The sequence below is a fragment of the Xanthomonas arboricola pv. juglandis genome, from assembly GCF_905367715.1.
GTDB classification, from domain to species: domain Bacteria; phylum Pseudomonadota; class Gammaproteobacteria; order Xanthomonadales; family Xanthomonadaceae; genus Xanthomonas; species Xanthomonas arboricola.
Genome location: NZ_HG999362.1, coordinates 2,522,600 through 2,537,142, shown reverse-complemented (window position 1 = coordinate 2,537,142; position 14,543 = coordinate 2,522,600). Strand labels below are relative to the sequence as shown.

Genomic DNA, 14,543 nt, shown 5'->3' with positions numbered 1-14,543 from the left:
AGCATGTGCGCGCATCCTAGCAAAGCGGGAGCAGCATTCCCGGTGGTGTCAGCTTGCGCAGCGTCATCGAGCGGTTTGGATGGATCACTGCAGGCTCAGCGTGCAGCGCCTTCTGTCGCCGGGTCGAAGACGCGCTTGCAATAAGAGTGCAGATGTTCCGGCGCATCGGCACGACCGCGGAAGGCGATGTGGCCGTCGGGCCGCACCAGGATCAGCACGCTGGTGTCCGCAATGCCATAGGCGGCGTGCGCAGCACCGTCCAGATCCGAGAGTGCGGTGGCGTCGTCGGGCTGCGGCACGGCGGCGCCCAGGATGAGTCTGGGCCGCAGCCACGGCCACGCCTCCAGCCCGGCAAGCGCCAGCCGCAGCTGTGGCATGGCATCGTGCTGCCGCCCGTCGAAGGCAAGCAGCGCCCATCCCCAACTCCATCCATCCGGGTTGTAGAGATGGGCGAACAGCGTTGTCGAGGTGCCATCGGCGGCGACGACATTTGCATCGGGCGCGCGGTCGCCGCAGTGCGGCACGCGGCGCTGAAGTAGCTCGCGCAGGCCGCCGAGATGATCGTCGTTGAGCGGGCTTTGCGGATACGCCACCGATAACTGCTGCAGATCGTCCGAGCCCTGGATCAACGTGCCGATGGTGGGCATGAGCTTGGCGGCGATGCCCATGGCCGCATCCTTGATCGGGCCGCGGTAGACGCTGTTGTGGAAGCCACGCGCCTGTCGTTCATCCAGTTCACGGTGCTCGCCGCCACGCTCTACGTCGTAGGAATCGAGCACCACCGGCGCGGCCTTGCCTTGCAAGGTCATCGCCAGCCGCCATGCCAGACCGATCGCATCGTGCAGGCCTGCATTCATGCCCTGCCCGCCAATCGGCAAGGTGCGGTGGCCGGCATCGCCGACCAGCAGCACGCGCCCCTTGGCGTAATGCGCGGCGGTGCCATGCTTGAAGCGGCTATGCGTCAGCCAGATCGGATCGCTCAGGGTCAGCGTCGGGTCCTCGGTCACCTCGCGCGCGATGGTCTGCATTTCCTCCAGGGTCGGGTCACGCTCCGGGATGCCGGTGTCGTCGGCCAGGAAAAACAGCCGGTGGTAGCCGCCCCACACCGGCAGCACACCGCAGAAACCCTTGGGGTAGTAGAAAAACCAGAGCTGATCGAAATCGGTGGAACGTCGCCAACGCAGCTGGGCGTCGACCTGACGGTTCATGCGATTGGGTAGCTTTTTCGGTTCGAAATCCAGCCCGAGCTGTTTGCGCACGGCGCTGTCGCCACCATCGGCGCCGATCAGGTAACGGCAGCGCAATTGCTCGGTCGGGCCGTCAGCCTGGTCGCCGCTGCCGCATGTTGCAAGTGTGACGGTGACGCCGTCGGCATCCTGTTCGAAGCCGACAATCTTGCGGCCGCGCTCGACGCTGCCGCCTTTCGCTTCGAGCTGCTCAGCCAGCACGGTTTCGATGACGTCCTGCCCGCTGTAAAGCACCTGCGCATACGGGCTGGCGATATCGGCAATTTCCACCGGGTCGACGGTCTGCCCGTTGAGCAAGGTGCTGACCTTGGTGATCCGATACGACTTTTCCGCCAGCGCATCGCGGATGCCAATGCTGTGAAGCAGCTCCTGCGGCCGCGCCCAGAGGTTGTTGGCGCGCGAATGCGGCCTGGCTTGCACGCGTTGTTCGAAGACGCGGAAGTCGACGCCGTGATGGGCGAGCGCACAGGCGGTGGTCAACCCGATCGGGCCGCCTCCGACGATGATGACGTCGGTGTCGACGTCGCGTTGTACGGAAGCGTTCATGGCCTGCCTTTTTTTCGGGCGACGCGTGTTGCGTCGGCGGTCGCGGTCGGCGCACTGACGTCCTGCGCCATGACCTCGTTCATTTCGACCAGCACGGCGAGCGCGGTTGCCACGCGTCTGGCTCCGATGCGGTCCAGCATGCGTTGGTCTAGAGGAGCGGCGGCGGCTTCTGCTGCATTTAGCGCGGCGCGGCCGGTGCGCGTGAGCACCACCAGCTTTGCGCGCTGGTGGTGGGGATTGGGCTGGAGCGCAACGAAGCCTTGCTCAAGCAATAGATCGACGACACGCTGCACCGCCTGCCGGGTGATGCCCATGTTGCGCGCGATATGCGCCACCGGCAGTGGCATCGGCGAATAGCCCAACGCGCCCAGGACCTGCCACCACGCAGTGGTCAGCCCGGCAGGGCGTACCAATGCATTACCGGTCTCGACCAGGCGGCCATTGGTCTCGAAGATCTTGATCACCAGGTTGCGGACAGCCAGTAAATCGTCTTGAGTGCTCATGAGCAGTATGCTGCCGATTTGACAATATGTTGTCAATTGCACATTTTAGGCTGCAGCATTTTCCTGCCGGCGCCCTGCATCCTTGGAACTCCCTGCACCAGAAGTCGAGCGACGCAGCAGCGCTGGCGTCGAACGCATGGGCGATCAGGTTCGTCATCGCGCCGCTGTGATCGCTCCCGATCCGGAGCCTGTGGTCGAGATACATCGCGCCGATTGGCCCGCTGCTATTGACGGGTGGCATAACGCAGACGAGTCAGTGACCACATAGTCGTTTTCTACTTGAACGACATTGTCGTCTGAGCATCGATTCGCGCAGCAAGTTGCGACAACATCCCTGCACTTCTGCTCGCTTTTCACGTGGAGAGCCCTCTTCACGCGTCACACGCCTTGCACCGTGTGCTGCTTAGCTTGTTCCAATGAGCGCACGTATTTCATCGCACACCCTTGCCTTTACATCGCACACGGATTCAGCCCCTACCGCCGGACTCAAGCATTCGATTGCGGACAAGTGGCTCGAGACCCATCCGATGCTGCCGCTTCCCGGGCGCGGTCACACCATAGAACGCTGGCAGACGCTTGCCGATATCGCGGCAGATGACCTGTGCGCGGCCAAGTTCCTGGAAGCGCATTACGACGCGCAAGCCATCTGCGCCGATCTGGGGGTGGATCTCATCACGCCGACCCAGCGTTGGGCGGTATGGGCGGCCGAGCCGCCTGGCTCCGATATGCGTTTTTCCGGACAAGTACTTAACGGCACCAAGGCGTGGTGTTCTGGTGCCGCGCAAGTGACGCATGCGCTGGTGACGACGCGCCATGCAGGCGCCAGTTGCCTGTTTGCCGTGGCGCTGGATCAGCCCGGCATTCAGATCGACAGCAGTGCGTGGCAGGCGGTCGGCATGCAAGGCATCGAGACGGCCAATGTCCGCTTCTCCGATACGTCAGCGCGGCAGATTGGCGCAAGTGATGCGTACCTGACCCGACCTGGATTCTGGCACGGAGGTGCCGGCATCGCTGCGTGCTGGTTCGGCGCCACCGTTGCAGTTGCCGATGTGCTGCGTGCCTCTGCGCGTGTGAGCAAAGATCCGCATGCCGCCGCGCACCTGGGCGCCATCGATGCAGGCCTGGCATCTGCCGCTGCGTTGTTGCGCCAGCTGGCAACACGCATCGATGCGCAGCCGGAGCAGGCACATCTGCGTGACGTACTGCAGGTGCGCAGCGTGGTCGAGGCGGTGGCTCGTGACACGCTGGATCGGGTCGCACGTGCGTTGGGTCCAGGGCCGCTGTGCGGCAACCGCGCACATGCGCAGCGTTGTGCCGACTTGTCGGTGTTCATTCGGCAACACCATGCAGAACGCGACCTGCAGGCCCTGGGCGAGTTGTGCCAACAGGAGACATCGCCTTGGAAGATCTAGCCGGGCAGCCCATCGAGGGCACAGGCACGCCGGAAGCCGCATGGCGCGCCGCGCCTTACCTGAGCGAGCTGTCACGTGCCACGCTGTCGCACCTGATGCAAGGCGGCCAGCGTCTGGTGGTGGTGGCGCCGCACCCGGACGATGAGGTGCTTGGATGTGGCGGGTTGATTGCCGCCGCGCGTGCCGCAGGCGTACCGGTGCTGATCATCGCGCTGACCGATGGGGAGCAGGCCTATCCCGACGAACCCGGCTGGCAGCCACAGGTGTTGGGTCCGGCGCGGCGCCTGGAACTGGAAGCTGCCGCGCAGCAGTTGGGTGTAGTGCCTGGCGCATTGACCCATCTCGCCCTGGGCGACGGCGCGCTGGCGGCATGCGAAGCGCGCATGGCACAGGCCCTCGGCGATCTGATCACTGCGCAGGACACGGTGCTGGTGACCTGGGACCGCGATGGCCATCCGGATCATGAAGCCGCATCGCGTGCGACCGATGCCGCGTGCAAGGCGCAGTCGGCGCGGCGTCTGCAATATCCGGTCTGGGCGTGGCATTGGTCGCGTCCAGAAGACGGGGTATTTGCCGATGGCACTGCCGTGCGCTTCGATCTATCGCCCGCGGTGCTGGGTGCCAAGCAGCGCGCCATTGCGTGCTTTGCCACGCAGCTTGGCAACTGCACGCCCGCCGTTGCAGCACCGATCCTGCCGCCGTCGGTGCTGGAGCGCTTTGCGCGGCCGTTCGAGGTCTTCATCCGATGACCGCGCTGAGCATTGAGCACTTTGAGCAGATGTATGCCGATGCAGACCCGTTCGGTTATCGCTCGCGCTGGTACGAGCAACGCAAGCGCGACATCCTGCTCGGTGCCCTGCCCTACCCGAGGTTCGCGCGCGGCTGGGAGTTTGGCTGTTCCAATGGCGAGCTGACCGCGCAGCTGGCGCAGCGCTGCGACACGCTGCTGGCGACGGATCTGTCGCAGCAGGCGGTCGAGCTGGCGAGCGTGCGCGTGCAGGCGCTGCCTGCGGTCACGCTGCAGCAGGCGGCGCATCCGTCGGACTGGCCGGAAGGGCTGTTCGACCTGATCGTCTTCAGTGAAGTGGGTTATTACCTCGACGATCCGGCGTTCGAAAAGACCGTCGCGCTGTTCGCCCGCTCGCTCACCGCCAAGGGCTGTCTCGTGGCATGTCACTGGCGGCATGACTTCGACGGTGCTTTGCGCAGTGCCGAGCAGGTCCACAGCGCCTTGAACCAGGCATTGGCAATGGACACGCTGTGTTCCTATCAGGATGCGGACTTCGTGCTGCAGGCCTGGATGTCCGGGCCGTCGATTGCGCAACAGGAGCAGCTGCGATGATCGCGGTGACCATCCCGGCGCATAACGAAGCGGATCTGATCGGCAAGTGCCTGCAATCCATTCTGGTTGCAGCCGCGCATCCGCATTTGGCGGGAGAGCGCGTGGAAATCCATGTCGCACTCGACCGCTGCAGCGACGGCACCGGCGCCATCGCACGCGCGCACGGCGCAAGAACCGTCACCACCTCCGGTGGTGTCGGCATTGCGCGTGCCGCGGCGGCGTCAGCCGCGATTGCGCGCGGGGCGCGCTGGCTTGCGTTTACCGATGCCGACACCTGCGTGCCGCCGGACTGGCTTTCGGCACAGCTCGATTGCGCTGCTGATGTGTTCTGTGGCGTGGTGGAGGTGACCGACTGGCACGATTTCCGTCCTGAGACACGGCAGGCCTTCCTGACCAAGGAAATTCGCCGCGATGGGCATCCGCATGTGCATGGCGCCAATCTCGGCATGAGTGTGGCTGCGTACGTGGCAGCCGGTGGTTTCTCTGCGCTCAAGTGCAGCGAAGACGTGGCGCTGGTCTCGGCACTGGAGCGCGCGGGCATGCAGATTGCCCGCCTGGTCAAGCCGGTCGTCAATACCAGCGCCCGCCGCATCGCCCGTGCGACCGGCGGATTCAGCGATCACCTGGCTCGACTGGAGATGGCCGTACTGGCAGACGAGCCGGTACTGGGTAATCAGGTCTAGAGCGGCTATCAATACCACTGCGTAGCCGCCAGGTGGGCGTGGCTGGTGCTGGGAATTATATGCAGCACTCTTGCACTGCGATTCCTTCGCGTCATCCGCACTCGCGTGGCGACTGCCTGCTGCGCCTTGCTGGCCACTCTTAATCGTTGGGTGTGTCGCCGACTATTGTTCAGCAGCAAGCAGTCGCGTCGGTTCCAGGCATTGGATGGGATCGCCATTGGAAACGGCGCAAATAAATCAGTTTATCCAGCGATCGATACCTCGATCACCACCAGCTGTCGCGACAATGGAAGCTGCGTTTATCTGCATAAGCGAGCTGTGCATAATCCACTGCGGTCGTGTTCTTTTTGATTTAATCGTCATCTGCTGATTATTGCCTTTATCGCTTGCAAGTTGAAAAAATTGCGATCAAGGTGCAACTGTTCTCGACTTAATGCGCCGGCCACGCCGGCCACTGCCGCTACCGAGGTTATGATGGACCCCACGATGTTTCGGCAGATTGGTCGTTATCGATTGACTGCACATACGGTCCCGGTGGGCGGTGTTTTCTCCCCGGAGATTCTGGTGTCGTTCGATGATGGAATCACCTTGTATGGGCACAGGCATGAGATGCGATTCGACACGCAACTTGCCGCGCACCACTACGCCAGACAATGGATGGGCAGATGCACCATCACGTCGCTGGGCATTCTCGAGAGTCTCTGAGCGACGCCGCTACCTCTGATGTCAGGAACCAGACGGCTCCGCTGCCGGGAAGCCAAGCGTGAAACAGGCGCCCTGCCCTGGCATCGACTGCACTTCAATATAGCCGTCGGCCTGCCTGACCGCCCCATCCACTTGCGCCAAGCCCAGCCCGGTGCCCTTGCCTGCCGGTTTGGTGGTGAAGTAGGCGTCGAACAGCTGATCGCGGATCTCAGGTGCAATGCCGCTGCCATTGTCCTGGACAGAGAGGGTGACATAATCGCCGGCGCGACGACCGGCGGCATCCACATCTGCTAGCGTCCGCGTCGCCACGGTGATGCAGACCCTGCCACGCACCGCGCAGACATCGCGCGCATTGATCACCAGGTTCAACAAGGCCCGTTCCAGCGTGTGTGGATCCGCCAGTACGTCACTGTCGCAAGTCGTGGTCTCCCACTCGACCGATACCGCAGCGCCTGCCGCCTGTTGAAGCAAGGGCAGCAGGCGCGCGACCAGCGCATTGAGCTCGACACGTTCGGGAGCATAAGGATGCTTGCGTGCAAAGCCCAGTAGGCGTTGGGCCATGACCGAGCCCTGCTGCAGAGCGGTCTCTGCCATGCGCAAAATCTTCTGATCCTCTTCTACGATCGAGCCACGCGACTGAACCACATCGATGGCAGCGCCCGCGGTTTGCAGCACATTGTTCAGGTCGTGAACGACACCGGCCAACAGTTGACCGACTGCCTCGCCCTCCTGCGCACGCTCGGCTACGCGCTCAGCCAGACGCTGCGCGGCGCGTGCAATATCCAGCTCAACCTCGATGCTTGGAGACTGCGCCTCTGCACGTACTTGGTCGTGCGTCGCCGCAGCAGCCTGCTCATCGTGCCTGGTTGTAGCCTCGCTGCGGGCCTGCAGCGTCTGGTTGAGCGTGTGTAATGCTTGCTGCGACTGCCGGCGTTCGGTGATGTCGCGATTGACCGCCAGCACGCCCTCGATCTGGCCATCAGCGTTACGCAGTGGGCTTGTCGACACCAACCAGCTCTGGAGCTGCCCGTCTGCATTCGTACATTCGGTCTCGAACTGCTGCGACTCGCCACGCTCGGCGGCAGCGAGCGCTTGTTGCACGCGTGGCCTGAATCGCTTTGGCCATAACGACACCCAGGGCAGACCCACCACGGACTTGGCATCGACAAACGCCACACGCGCCAGACCATGTGCATTGACGAACCTGACGCGTCCGTCCAAGGCAATTTCCTTGATGGAATCCAGCGACAGCTCGACGACCTGTCGATAGCGATGGTCGGGAAAGTCCTGCGTGCTGTTCATGGTTCTCAAATCGATCACGTGTTTTTCGCGTGGGAAACGTAGTGTGATGCATGCATCCTCAGAAAACCTGCTTTATGGGCTCTACAAACGAAAAACTGATTCTTGTCGTCGAGGACGATGCTGACACGCTCGAGTTGGCCACGCTGCTGCTGACCGAAAGCGGTTATGCGGTCGTCACCGCAACCGATGCGCAGGGCGCGCTGGAGCATATCGATAAGCACCCGGCGATCGCGCTGGTTTTCACCGACCTGCAGATGCCGGGCTTACTCGATGGATACGGCCTGATTTCGTATCTGCGCGCAGACGGTAACAATCTGCCGGCGATCCTGACATCGGGTCTGGGGCATTCTCCCAATGGACTACCCAGCCGGACCACGTTCTTGAGCAAGCCCTACACCCGCCGCAGCCTGGTCCAGAATATCGAGGCTTTTGTCGGGCATTAGAGCGGCTGACAAAACTCTTGCGCCGCCCTCAGGCGGGCGGCCGGTGCCAGGCATCGGCATGTACCGCTCGTACACTCCAGGCCTGAGCACGCCGTCCGCACCACCTGACGACCGCTGGCCACGTTTTCTTAGCCGCTCTTGGCGTGCCGGTCAGAGCGCAGCTACCTATCGGCGCATGTGTATGTGTCAGGTCGTGGTGATTGCGCCACACTGGGCTGAATAGAACACCCCAGGAGGATTGATAGGCGTCGCGGTGAGCTGCTCTACGCTGGATCGCAGACGGTGCCAGGTATCAGCGTGCCGCACGCCGCCAGCCTGCATTGATCGCTTCCTGGCTGGTGCAGAAAAAACGCTCGCCCTTGGCAGGTGAGATGCTGGTCCGCGTGTAATCGCGTTGCCCGGGCATATGGAAGATCTTGCTGCCCTTGCTCGAAATATTGCCCTTGATGGCGCAGTGCGCAGGCGTTTGCGCTGCCGCCTGAGCGCGCTGTGCCGATTGCTTGCGCTTGCTGCGTCGGTAATCGGCAGGCATCTGAAAGCTGCCGGCCCAGAGGTTGCGCCGCTGTTGCTGCGCGTTGCGTTCGTCGGCAACGAACGCGGTGGCGTACTCGCGGTAGGCCACCGCCCAACCGGATTGCACCATCCAGCGGTTGACCGACTGCCCCTGCACATAGCACTCGGCCACGATCCGTCCATAGCGATCGGTGTCCTTGGGTTGGCAGCGAACCGTCTTGTCGAGCAGATAGCCATCCAGTGCAGCAGCGGAACGTCGGCCGCAAGGCCATGCGCTGCCAGCGTTGCTGGTGCATTGCTGCGTGCTTTCGGGTGCATCGATGCCCCACAGGCGGATACGTTTCTGCGCGACAGTGATGGTGTCACCATCGGTCACGGTTGCCCGGCCGACCAACTCTGCTGCAATAAGGGGTGAAGCGAATAGTGCAACGACAACCACCACCGAACATCTGAACAACATCAACAACAAGCCTCGGGTGATCGGCAGAGCGTGGTCCATCTGTTTTTGCCTTGGTGACAGCGTCTAGCCGATTGGCTCACCAGAGATCCATCGCACTGATGCCTGCATCATCCAGGCCGACGCGGGGCCGGCACTGTATGCCAACGGGACGGCGATGCCTATCCCTTGCGGTGGTCTGCGAAGACGGTGTTGCGCTCGGTGTTCATCGATGCGCATTCGTTACGGCTGCATTGGCCGCCGATCAATCGCGGTGCCGATAGACGGCGAATAGAAACCAGTGCCTTGAAGGCCGGTGTCTCTGAGAAGTTGGATTGATCATGATGAGACCTACAGGTAGCCCCTGCCCCCGCGCTCTTGGCGCAAGTAACACACCGAGTACTGCCCGGTTCTTTGCAGAACCGGGCATGCAGGCAGGCTTACTGCGCAGCCGCTTGCGGCGCGACAGGCGCCGCATCCGGCGTCACTCGCCAGATCGTATTGGCCAGATCGTCCGCGACGATCAACGCACCACGTGGATCGAGCGTGACACCGACCGGGCGGCCGCGGGTCAAGCCATCGTCGCCATAGAAGCCGGAGACGAAGTCGATCGGGTCGCCTGCCGGGCGGCCATCGCGGAACGGAACGAACACCACCTTGTAGCCCACCGGCGGGTCGCGATTCCAACTGCCGTGCTCACCGACGAACACGCCGTCGCCGAACTGCGTTCCCATCGTGGTCGAAGAAAACGCGACACCGAGTGCGGCGACATGCGAGCCCAGCGCGTAATCGGGCACGATGGCCGAGGCGACCTTCTGCGGATCCTGCGGCATGACTCGCGTGTCCACATTCTTGCCCCAGTAGCTATAGGGCCAGCCGTAGAAACCGCCTTCGCGTACCGAGGTGAGGTAGTCGGGCACTAGGTTCGGGCCGATCTCGTCACGCTCGTTGACCACCGCCCACAGTGCGCCGCTACCTGGCTGGATCGCCAATGCGGTGGGATTGCGCAGCCCGGTGGCATAGCTCTTGTGGGCGCCGGTTGCCGGATCCACCTGCCAGACCTGGGCGCGGTCGACTTCGGCAATCATGCCGCGCTCGGTGATATTGCTGTTGGAGCCGATCGCAACATACAGATAGCGTCCATCGGCACTGGCGGTCAGCGCCTTGGTCCAGTGATGGTTGATGGCCGACGGCAAGTCGGTGACCTTGCTGGGCGCAGCGCTGGCCTTGGTCTGCCCTTGCTGATAATCAAAACGCACCAGCGCGTCCTGATTTGCCACGTACAGCGCATTGCCGATCAGCGCCAGGCCGTACGGTGCATTGAGCTTGTCGGCAAACACGGTCTTCAGTTCATAAGTGCCGTCGCCATCGGCATCGCGCAGCAGCGTCAGACGGTTGCCGCTCTTGACCGAGGTGTTGCCCTTGGCCTTGATCGCACCGGCAATCACGTCCTTGGGCTTGAGGTTGGGTGCGTTGCCGCCCCGGCCTTCGGCCACCAGGATGTCGCCATTGGGCAACACCAGCGTCTGGCGTGGAATGCCCAGACCGGTGGCGATTGCAGTGATGCGGTAACCCGCAGGCACGGTGGGTTTGCGTTCGCCCCAGGCTGCCGGCTCGGCGATGGTCATGTCGGGCAGCAGGCCGCGATCCGGCGCGGGCAGCTCGGGACTGGCGCCGTGTTGTTTGAGCTCGGGTGCCTTGCCGCAGGACGCGAGTGCGGCAGCGAGAATGGAGACCGACACGACCGTAACGGTATGACGCTTCATCGGGCACCTCCCACGCGCAGGCTGGACAGCCCCGACCAGGTTGCAACAAGCGCGAATGCGGTCGCAATCGCAGAAAATACCAACGCTGCCGGCATGATGGCCCAGGCATCGCGTGCGTGATGCAGGGCGTCGAAGAAGCCGACGATCCATGCGGCACCGAGCGCGATCACATAGATCACATTGCGGCTTCCGCGAACGAAGCCGACGATCGCACACAGCAAGGCGATCGTCGTCAATACCATCGCGCCGATCAGCAGCCACGCAGCAAAATTGGCCCACTGGATCTGATGACTGCTCCAGTACGCGTAGTCGCTCAGCAAGGCACCGAGAAACAGCGGCCACACACCGCCGAGCACGGCTGCATGGAACGGATGGATGGCCCAGGATCGGGCGGACGTGGCAGTTGATTTCATGGCGGACTCATTGGGCGCGTGGTGAAACGTGCCCCGATGCTGCCACCTACCACGTGATGAGCGCGGTGATGCTGAGTCTTCTCTGCGCGACGGCTGCTCTGACGCAGAAGCCTCGTGCCCATGGTTCAGGACATCGTCACCCAAGGCTATCGATTCGAACAGCATCCGTAGCGCGGGACGCGACTAACTTACTGTCCAGATGAGGCCGATCACGGCCAAGTGCGCAACGTAATAACCATAAAATGCCCAACGTAGCCGGGGTATTGGCAACTGCAGCCTGCCGAGCTGCATCAGCGGAAGTGCCAACAAGGCCCAGCCATTGCCGTTGTACCAACACAACAACCCCATGCAGATCCATACCTTCCACGGCAATTTGGCTAGAGTCGGCTTCGTGGAAGCCAGGCCGCAAAGTGACTGCAGCGTTCCGCCAGTACGGAACCAGCTCCACGCTGTCCCTACAAGCCAAACTCCGGCCCATTGATAGTCGACGGCCATTGGCGCAAGCAATCCAAGAAACGAGGCCAGCAGCCAGCGGCGATCTTGCATTGACCAGACGAGACAAGTCGCAAGAGCGAAGGTGATAAGGACGTTGACCGGCAGAAGGAAACCAATTGCCCATACATGAAACGGCTGTGCAATGAGCCCCCAGCCAGCCAGCCGCTTTACCGACTTCGCGTAGTCGGCTCCAGGCTGAGCGAGGTTGAAGGCCATGATCAAAGCGAAAACTGGGAAGGCTATACGTCCGAGTTCAGATAGAACCGGTACGTAGCCATCCAGCAACCCCTTGACTACATGATCAAATGTCATAAAAACAAGTGCAATCCATTTCAGGAGCTCCCTGCCGCTACTCGTCATGTCGCCTCTCAATGTCGTGCTGCAGCCGCCGCAAAACTGCGCTTGGACAACCATGGAATGTGCGGCCAAGCCCATCACCATCGCCGCGTGAAGTTTTCATCAATCAACTATCGGTGGAAGAACGGTTGTAACTCATACCTAGCAGGCAATCACCCACTCTTTGACACAGGCAGCTGATGCGGCTTCTGAACCGGCTGGCTTTGTCGCTGCAAAAGCGCACGACAGAATAGTGGAATGTAGGCGCTCTGGCGTGGCGGGCATGGAGACATCCAGCTCCTTCCAAGGCTGCGCTGCTCAAGCAAAACCGAAACCACTCATCTTGCCGAGCGACCGCTGGACCGCTGCCATGACCACAGGTCATAGAAAGATGTGCGTGTTCCAGGCCGCTCTCTCCGCGGGGCTCCACCCACTGGAGGAGCGGGCAGATGAAAGCATTCGCAATGATGTTGCTGGCAACCGCGTTGACCATGACCGACACGACCAGCATGCCCAGCCAGCGCCGCTTCAAACAGGGGCACAGAATAGGACCGCACCGATGCGATTGCACGAGCTGCGTGACCAAGACCAGCACTGACTCCCTGCCCCGCCGGTGTCGTCAGCAGCACCCATCCAGGATGGCTTGAGTTTCAGTGCGGGTGTGCAGTGATGAGCACCGGTCATAGGACCATGCAAGCTGGATGGATGGAGCGGCATTGCATCTGCGTCATGCTCGTTGCCGGTATGTACGGCGAGGAGACGGCGATGAAAAACGCAAGCCTGGTGCATTCGACTCGGCATGGTGTACGCACAGCTGGGGCGCCATCTGCACCGCATGGTCCGGCATCGGATGCTTGGATTCGCGCTGCCTTGCCCCTAAATCGGTGGAGAGATGCGATGCCATGCGCAAGCGCGCTGCGCCGCACTCTCCCCTCCATGGCTGCACTGTTGTTGGGCGCAGTTGTCTTGCTCTCTGTTGCCCCCTCCCCCGCGGCAGCACACCCTTCGGAGATCACGTCCATGACGACACACGCCACCTTGTCGCCCACGCAGCAGGCCATTGCGCCGATTGCCGCGTTTGCGGCCACCGGCGACATCGACCGCTTGAACACCGCATTGGAGACGGGCCTCGATGCTGGCTTGAGCATCAGCGACTGCAAGGAGGTACTGGTCCAGCTGTATGCGTACGCCTGGTTTCCGCGCAGCCTCAATGCACTGGCTGCGCTGATGCAGGTCGCCGATGCACGCAAGCAGCGCGGCATCGCCGATGCGCCGGGACACGACCCCGGCCCGGTACCGAGCGGCGATGCGCTGCTGGCGCTGGGCACTGCCAACCAGACCCGCCTGGCCGGCGCGCCGGTGACCGGGCCGTTGTTTGCGTTTGCGCCGGCAATCGATCAGTACCTCAAGACGCATCTGTTCGGCGACATCTTTGCCCGCGACAACCTGGACTGGGTGAGCCGTGAACTGGCCACGATCAGTGTGCTCGCCGCCCTGGAAGGCGTGGAGGCGCAGCTGCAATCGCATTTGAAGATCGGCCTGAACATCGGTGTGACCGAGGCACAACTGCACGAACTGGCCCAGGTGCTGGACAAGCGTGTCGGTGCGGCCGCCGGCACACGCGCCAAGGCAGCACTGGCCAAAGCCCGGGCCCAGTGAGCCTGCGGCGGGATTCGACAACCGCAGCGCATCCTGCCGGTGCGAATGCGGCTGCCGACGGCACCACGTCGAAACCGATCGGCCCCGCTAGAGCGGCGACGGGCCAGCCGCCAGCGCAGGCCGCACGCCGGCCTGCTTGACGACCAACTGGCCGATGTACTGCTCGGCCAGCCTGGTACCGATCTCCAGCGCGGTCTGTAGCGAGCCGAAGGTGGGCGCAGCCGGCAGCGGCACGGGATGCCCACAGACCTGCAAGGTCTCCAGCACGATGCGCCGATGCCCGAGCTGTCGAGCGACCACACGGTACGGCAGGCCCTGGTCGGTGCCTTCCGTGGACATTCTTTCGGTGCAGTGGGTACTCATCGGGCTCGAGCATAGCTGTGATGCCCAAATTTAGCGGCGCCGGAACTTGAACAATTTATGCAGACGCTAGCGCAGCGCCAGCGGCGCGCTCCCGACATGACGCTGCGGCCTGAGCAGGCCCGACCATGCTGCGATGACACCGATGTCGCGCCCTGCGTGGCGCACTTAGCGGCGCCGACGAGGGGCATCATCAGAATAATCTGCTGTAGGGGAACGCCGAACTTTGAGTTCCCCCCGGAAACAATCGGCTTGAATATTCCCCCGGCATTCAGCTTGATGGCTTTAGGCAAGCGCGCGCCGGCCTCGAAGCTTTATTCGGCGCACTGAACATCCATCGTTTCTTCGAGCATATCTCCTTACGAATTTCGTGCAGGAAATG

At 62.5% G+C, this 14,543-nt stretch carries 14 protein-coding genes and 2 other RNA genes; 8 read left to right on the top strand and 8 right to left on the bottom strand.

Annotation, left to right across the window (positions count from 1 at the left end; genetic code table 11):
* Positions 1–95: 95 nt before the first annotated feature.
* Positions 96–1,793, bottom strand: coding sequence for an FAD-dependent monooxygenase (locus KHN93_RS11025; RefSeq protein ID WP_104559653.1), 1,698 nt, complete (start codon positions 1,791–1,793; stop codon positions 96–98).
* Positions 1,790–2,338, bottom strand: a complete 549-nt coding sequence (locus tag KHN93_RS11020; protein ID WP_244812110.1) for a MarR family winged helix-turn-helix transcriptional regulator — start codon at positions 2,336–2,338, stop codon at positions 1,790–1,792. The genes KHN93_RS11025 and KHN93_RS11020 overlap by 4 nt, the downstream gene beginning before the upstream one ends.
* Before the next feature lie 485 nt (positions 2,339–2,823).
* On the opposite strand from KHN93_RS11020, the gene KHN93_RS11015 reads away from it, so the two are divergent.
* From KHN93_RS11015 to KHN93_RS10995, 5 genes are all read left to right on the top strand, one after another.
* Positions 2,824–3,708 carry an acyl-CoA dehydrogenase family protein gene (locus KHN93_RS11015; protein ID WP_104559654.1) on the top strand — a complete coding sequence of 295 codons (885 nt, stop codon included), beginning with the start codon at positions 2,824–2,826 and terminating at the stop codon, positions 3,706–3,708.
* On the top strand, positions 3,696–4,457 hold the full coding sequence (locus KHN93_RS11010; protein WP_102584509.1) for a PIG-L deacetylase family protein: 762 nt from the start codon (positions 3,696–3,698) through the stop codon (positions 4,455–4,457). The genes KHN93_RS11015 and KHN93_RS11010 overlap by 13 nt, the downstream gene beginning before the upstream one ends.
* Positions 4,454–5,050: a class I SAM-dependent DNA methyltransferase gene (locus KHN93_RS11005; RefSeq protein ID WP_104559655.1), complete on the top strand. Its 597-nt coding sequence runs from the start codon at positions 4,454–4,456 to the stop codon at positions 5,048–5,050. Before KHN93_RS11010 ends, KHN93_RS11005 begins: the two co-directional genes overlap by 4 nt.
* Entirely contained in the window at positions 5,047–5,733 is a 687-nt protein-coding gene (locus tag KHN93_RS11000; RefSeq protein WP_102584511.1) for a glycosyltransferase family 2 protein, read from the top strand. The genes KHN93_RS11005 and KHN93_RS11000 overlap by 4 nt, the downstream gene beginning before the upstream one ends.
* 59 nt (positions 5,734–5,792) lie before the next feature.
* Positions 5,793–5,868, top strand: a non-coding RNA gene (locus KHN93_RS10995) — sX9 sRNA.
* A gap of 591 nt (positions 5,869–6,459) precedes the next feature.
* On the opposite strand, the gene KHN93_RS10990 is transcribed toward KHN93_RS10995, so the two are convergent.
* Positions 6,460–7,740, bottom strand: coding sequence for a two-component system sensor histidine kinase NtrB (locus tag KHN93_RS10990; protein ID WP_104559656.1), 1,281 nt, complete (start codon positions 7,738–7,740; stop codon positions 6,460–6,462).
* Positions 7,741–7,790: 50 nt separating this feature from the next.
* On the opposite strand from KHN93_RS10990, the gene KHN93_RS10985 reads away from it, so the two are divergent.
* Positions 7,791–8,183: a response regulator gene (locus KHN93_RS10985; RefSeq protein WP_372358761.1), complete on the top strand. Its 393-nt coding sequence runs from the start codon at positions 7,791–7,793 to the stop codon at positions 8,181–8,183.
* Positions 8,184–8,241: 58 nt separating this feature from the next.
* A non-coding RNA gene (locus tag KHN93_RS10980) (sX9 sRNA) lies at positions 8,242–8,317 on the top strand.
* Between the two features lie 158 nt (positions 8,318–8,475).
* Here the strand turns inward: KHN93_RS10980 and KHN93_RS10975 are convergent.
* From KHN93_RS10975 to KHN93_RS10960, 4 genes are all read right to left on the bottom strand, one after another.
* Positions 8,476–9,156, bottom strand: coding sequence for a thermonuclease family protein (locus tag KHN93_RS10975; protein ID WP_039527223.1), 681 nt, complete (start codon positions 9,154–9,156; stop codon positions 8,476–8,478).
* A 416-nt stretch (positions 9,157–9,572) separates the two neighbouring features.
* The gene (locus KHN93_RS10970) at positions 9,573–10,898 is read right to left on the bottom strand and encodes a PQQ-dependent sugar dehydrogenase (protein WP_211920101.1); all 1,326 of its coding nucleotides are present in this window, start codon (positions 10,896–10,898) and stop codon (positions 9,573–9,575) included.
* Positions 10,895–11,311 (bottom strand): hypothetical protein, encoded by a 417-nt coding sequence (locus KHN93_RS10965; RefSeq protein WP_212579635.1) that lies wholly within the window; start codon positions 11,309–11,311, stop codon positions 10,895–10,897. The genes KHN93_RS10970 and KHN93_RS10965 overlap by 4 nt, the downstream gene beginning before the upstream one ends.
* A 183-nt stretch (positions 11,312–11,494) precedes the next feature.
* Positions 11,495–12,166: a TraX family protein gene (locus tag KHN93_RS10960; protein ID WP_065047516.1), complete on the bottom strand. Its 672-nt coding sequence runs from the start codon at positions 12,164–12,166 to the stop codon at positions 11,495–11,497.
* Positions 12,167–13,162: 996 nt separating this feature from the next.
* On the opposite strand from KHN93_RS10960, the gene KHN93_RS10955 reads away from it, so the two are divergent.
* On the top strand, positions 13,163–13,801 hold the full coding sequence (locus KHN93_RS10955) for a carboxymuconolactone decarboxylase family protein (RefSeq protein WP_211920100.1): 639 nt from the start codon (positions 13,163–13,165) through the stop codon (positions 13,799–13,801).
* Between the two features lie 87 nt (positions 13,802–13,888).
* Here KHN93_RS10955 and KHN93_RS10950 read toward each other — a convergent pair whose 3' ends face one another.
* Positions 13,889–14,164, bottom strand: a complete 276-nt coding sequence (locus KHN93_RS10950) for a hypothetical protein (protein WP_047125354.1) — start codon at positions 14,162–14,164, stop codon at positions 13,889–13,891.
* Between the last annotated feature and the right edge of the window lie 379 nt (positions 14,165–14,543).

Excerpts from the sequence above, each read along its gene's own strand:
- KHN93_RS10955 (WP_211920100.1), top strand. The coding sequence starts at position 13,163 with ATGACGACACACGCCACCTTGTCGCCCACGCAGCAGGCCATTGCGCCG.
- KHN93_RS11005 (WP_104559655.1), top strand. The coding sequence starts at position 4,454 with ATGACCGCGCTGAGCATTGAGCACTTTGAGCAGATGTATGCCGATGCA.
- KHN93_RS10965 (WP_212579635.1), bottom strand. The coding sequence starts at position 11,311 with ATGAAATCAACTGCCACGTCCGCCCGATCCTGGGCCATCCATCCGTTC.
- KHN93_RS10985 (WP_372358761.1), top strand. The coding sequence starts at position 7,791 with ATGCATCCTCAGAAAACCTGCTTTATGGGCTCTACAAACGAAAAACTG.
- KHN93_RS10950 (WP_047125354.1), bottom strand. The coding sequence starts at position 14,164 with ATGAGTACCCACTGCACCGAAAGAATGTCCACGGAAGGCACCGACCAG.
- KHN93_RS10970 (WP_211920101.1), bottom strand. The coding sequence starts at position 10,898 with ATGAAGCGTCATACCGTTACGGTCGTGTCGGTCTCCATTCTCGCTGCC.
- KHN93_RS11000 (WP_102584511.1), top strand. The coding sequence starts at position 5,047 with ATGATCGCGGTGACCATCCCGGCGCATAACGAAGCGGATCTGATCGGC.
- KHN93_RS10990 (WP_104559656.1), bottom strand. The coding sequence starts at position 7,740 with ATGAACAGCACGCAGGACTTTCCCGACCATCGCTATCGACAGGTCGTC.
- KHN93_RS11025 (WP_104559653.1), bottom strand. The coding sequence starts at position 1,793 with ATGAACGCTTCCGTACAACGCGACGTCGACACCGACGTCATCATCGTC.
- KHN93_RS10960 (WP_065047516.1), bottom strand. The coding sequence starts at position 12,166 with ATGACGAGTAGCGGCAGGGAGCTCCTGAAATGGATTGCACTTGTTTTT.
- KHN93_RS11015 (WP_104559654.1), top strand. The coding sequence starts at position 2,824 with ATGCTGCCGCTTCCCGGGCGCGGTCACACCATAGAACGCTGGCAGACG.
- KHN93_RS10975 (WP_039527223.1), bottom strand. The coding sequence starts at position 9,156 with ATGTTGTTCAGATGTTCGGTGGTGGTTGTCGTTGCACTATTCGCTTCA.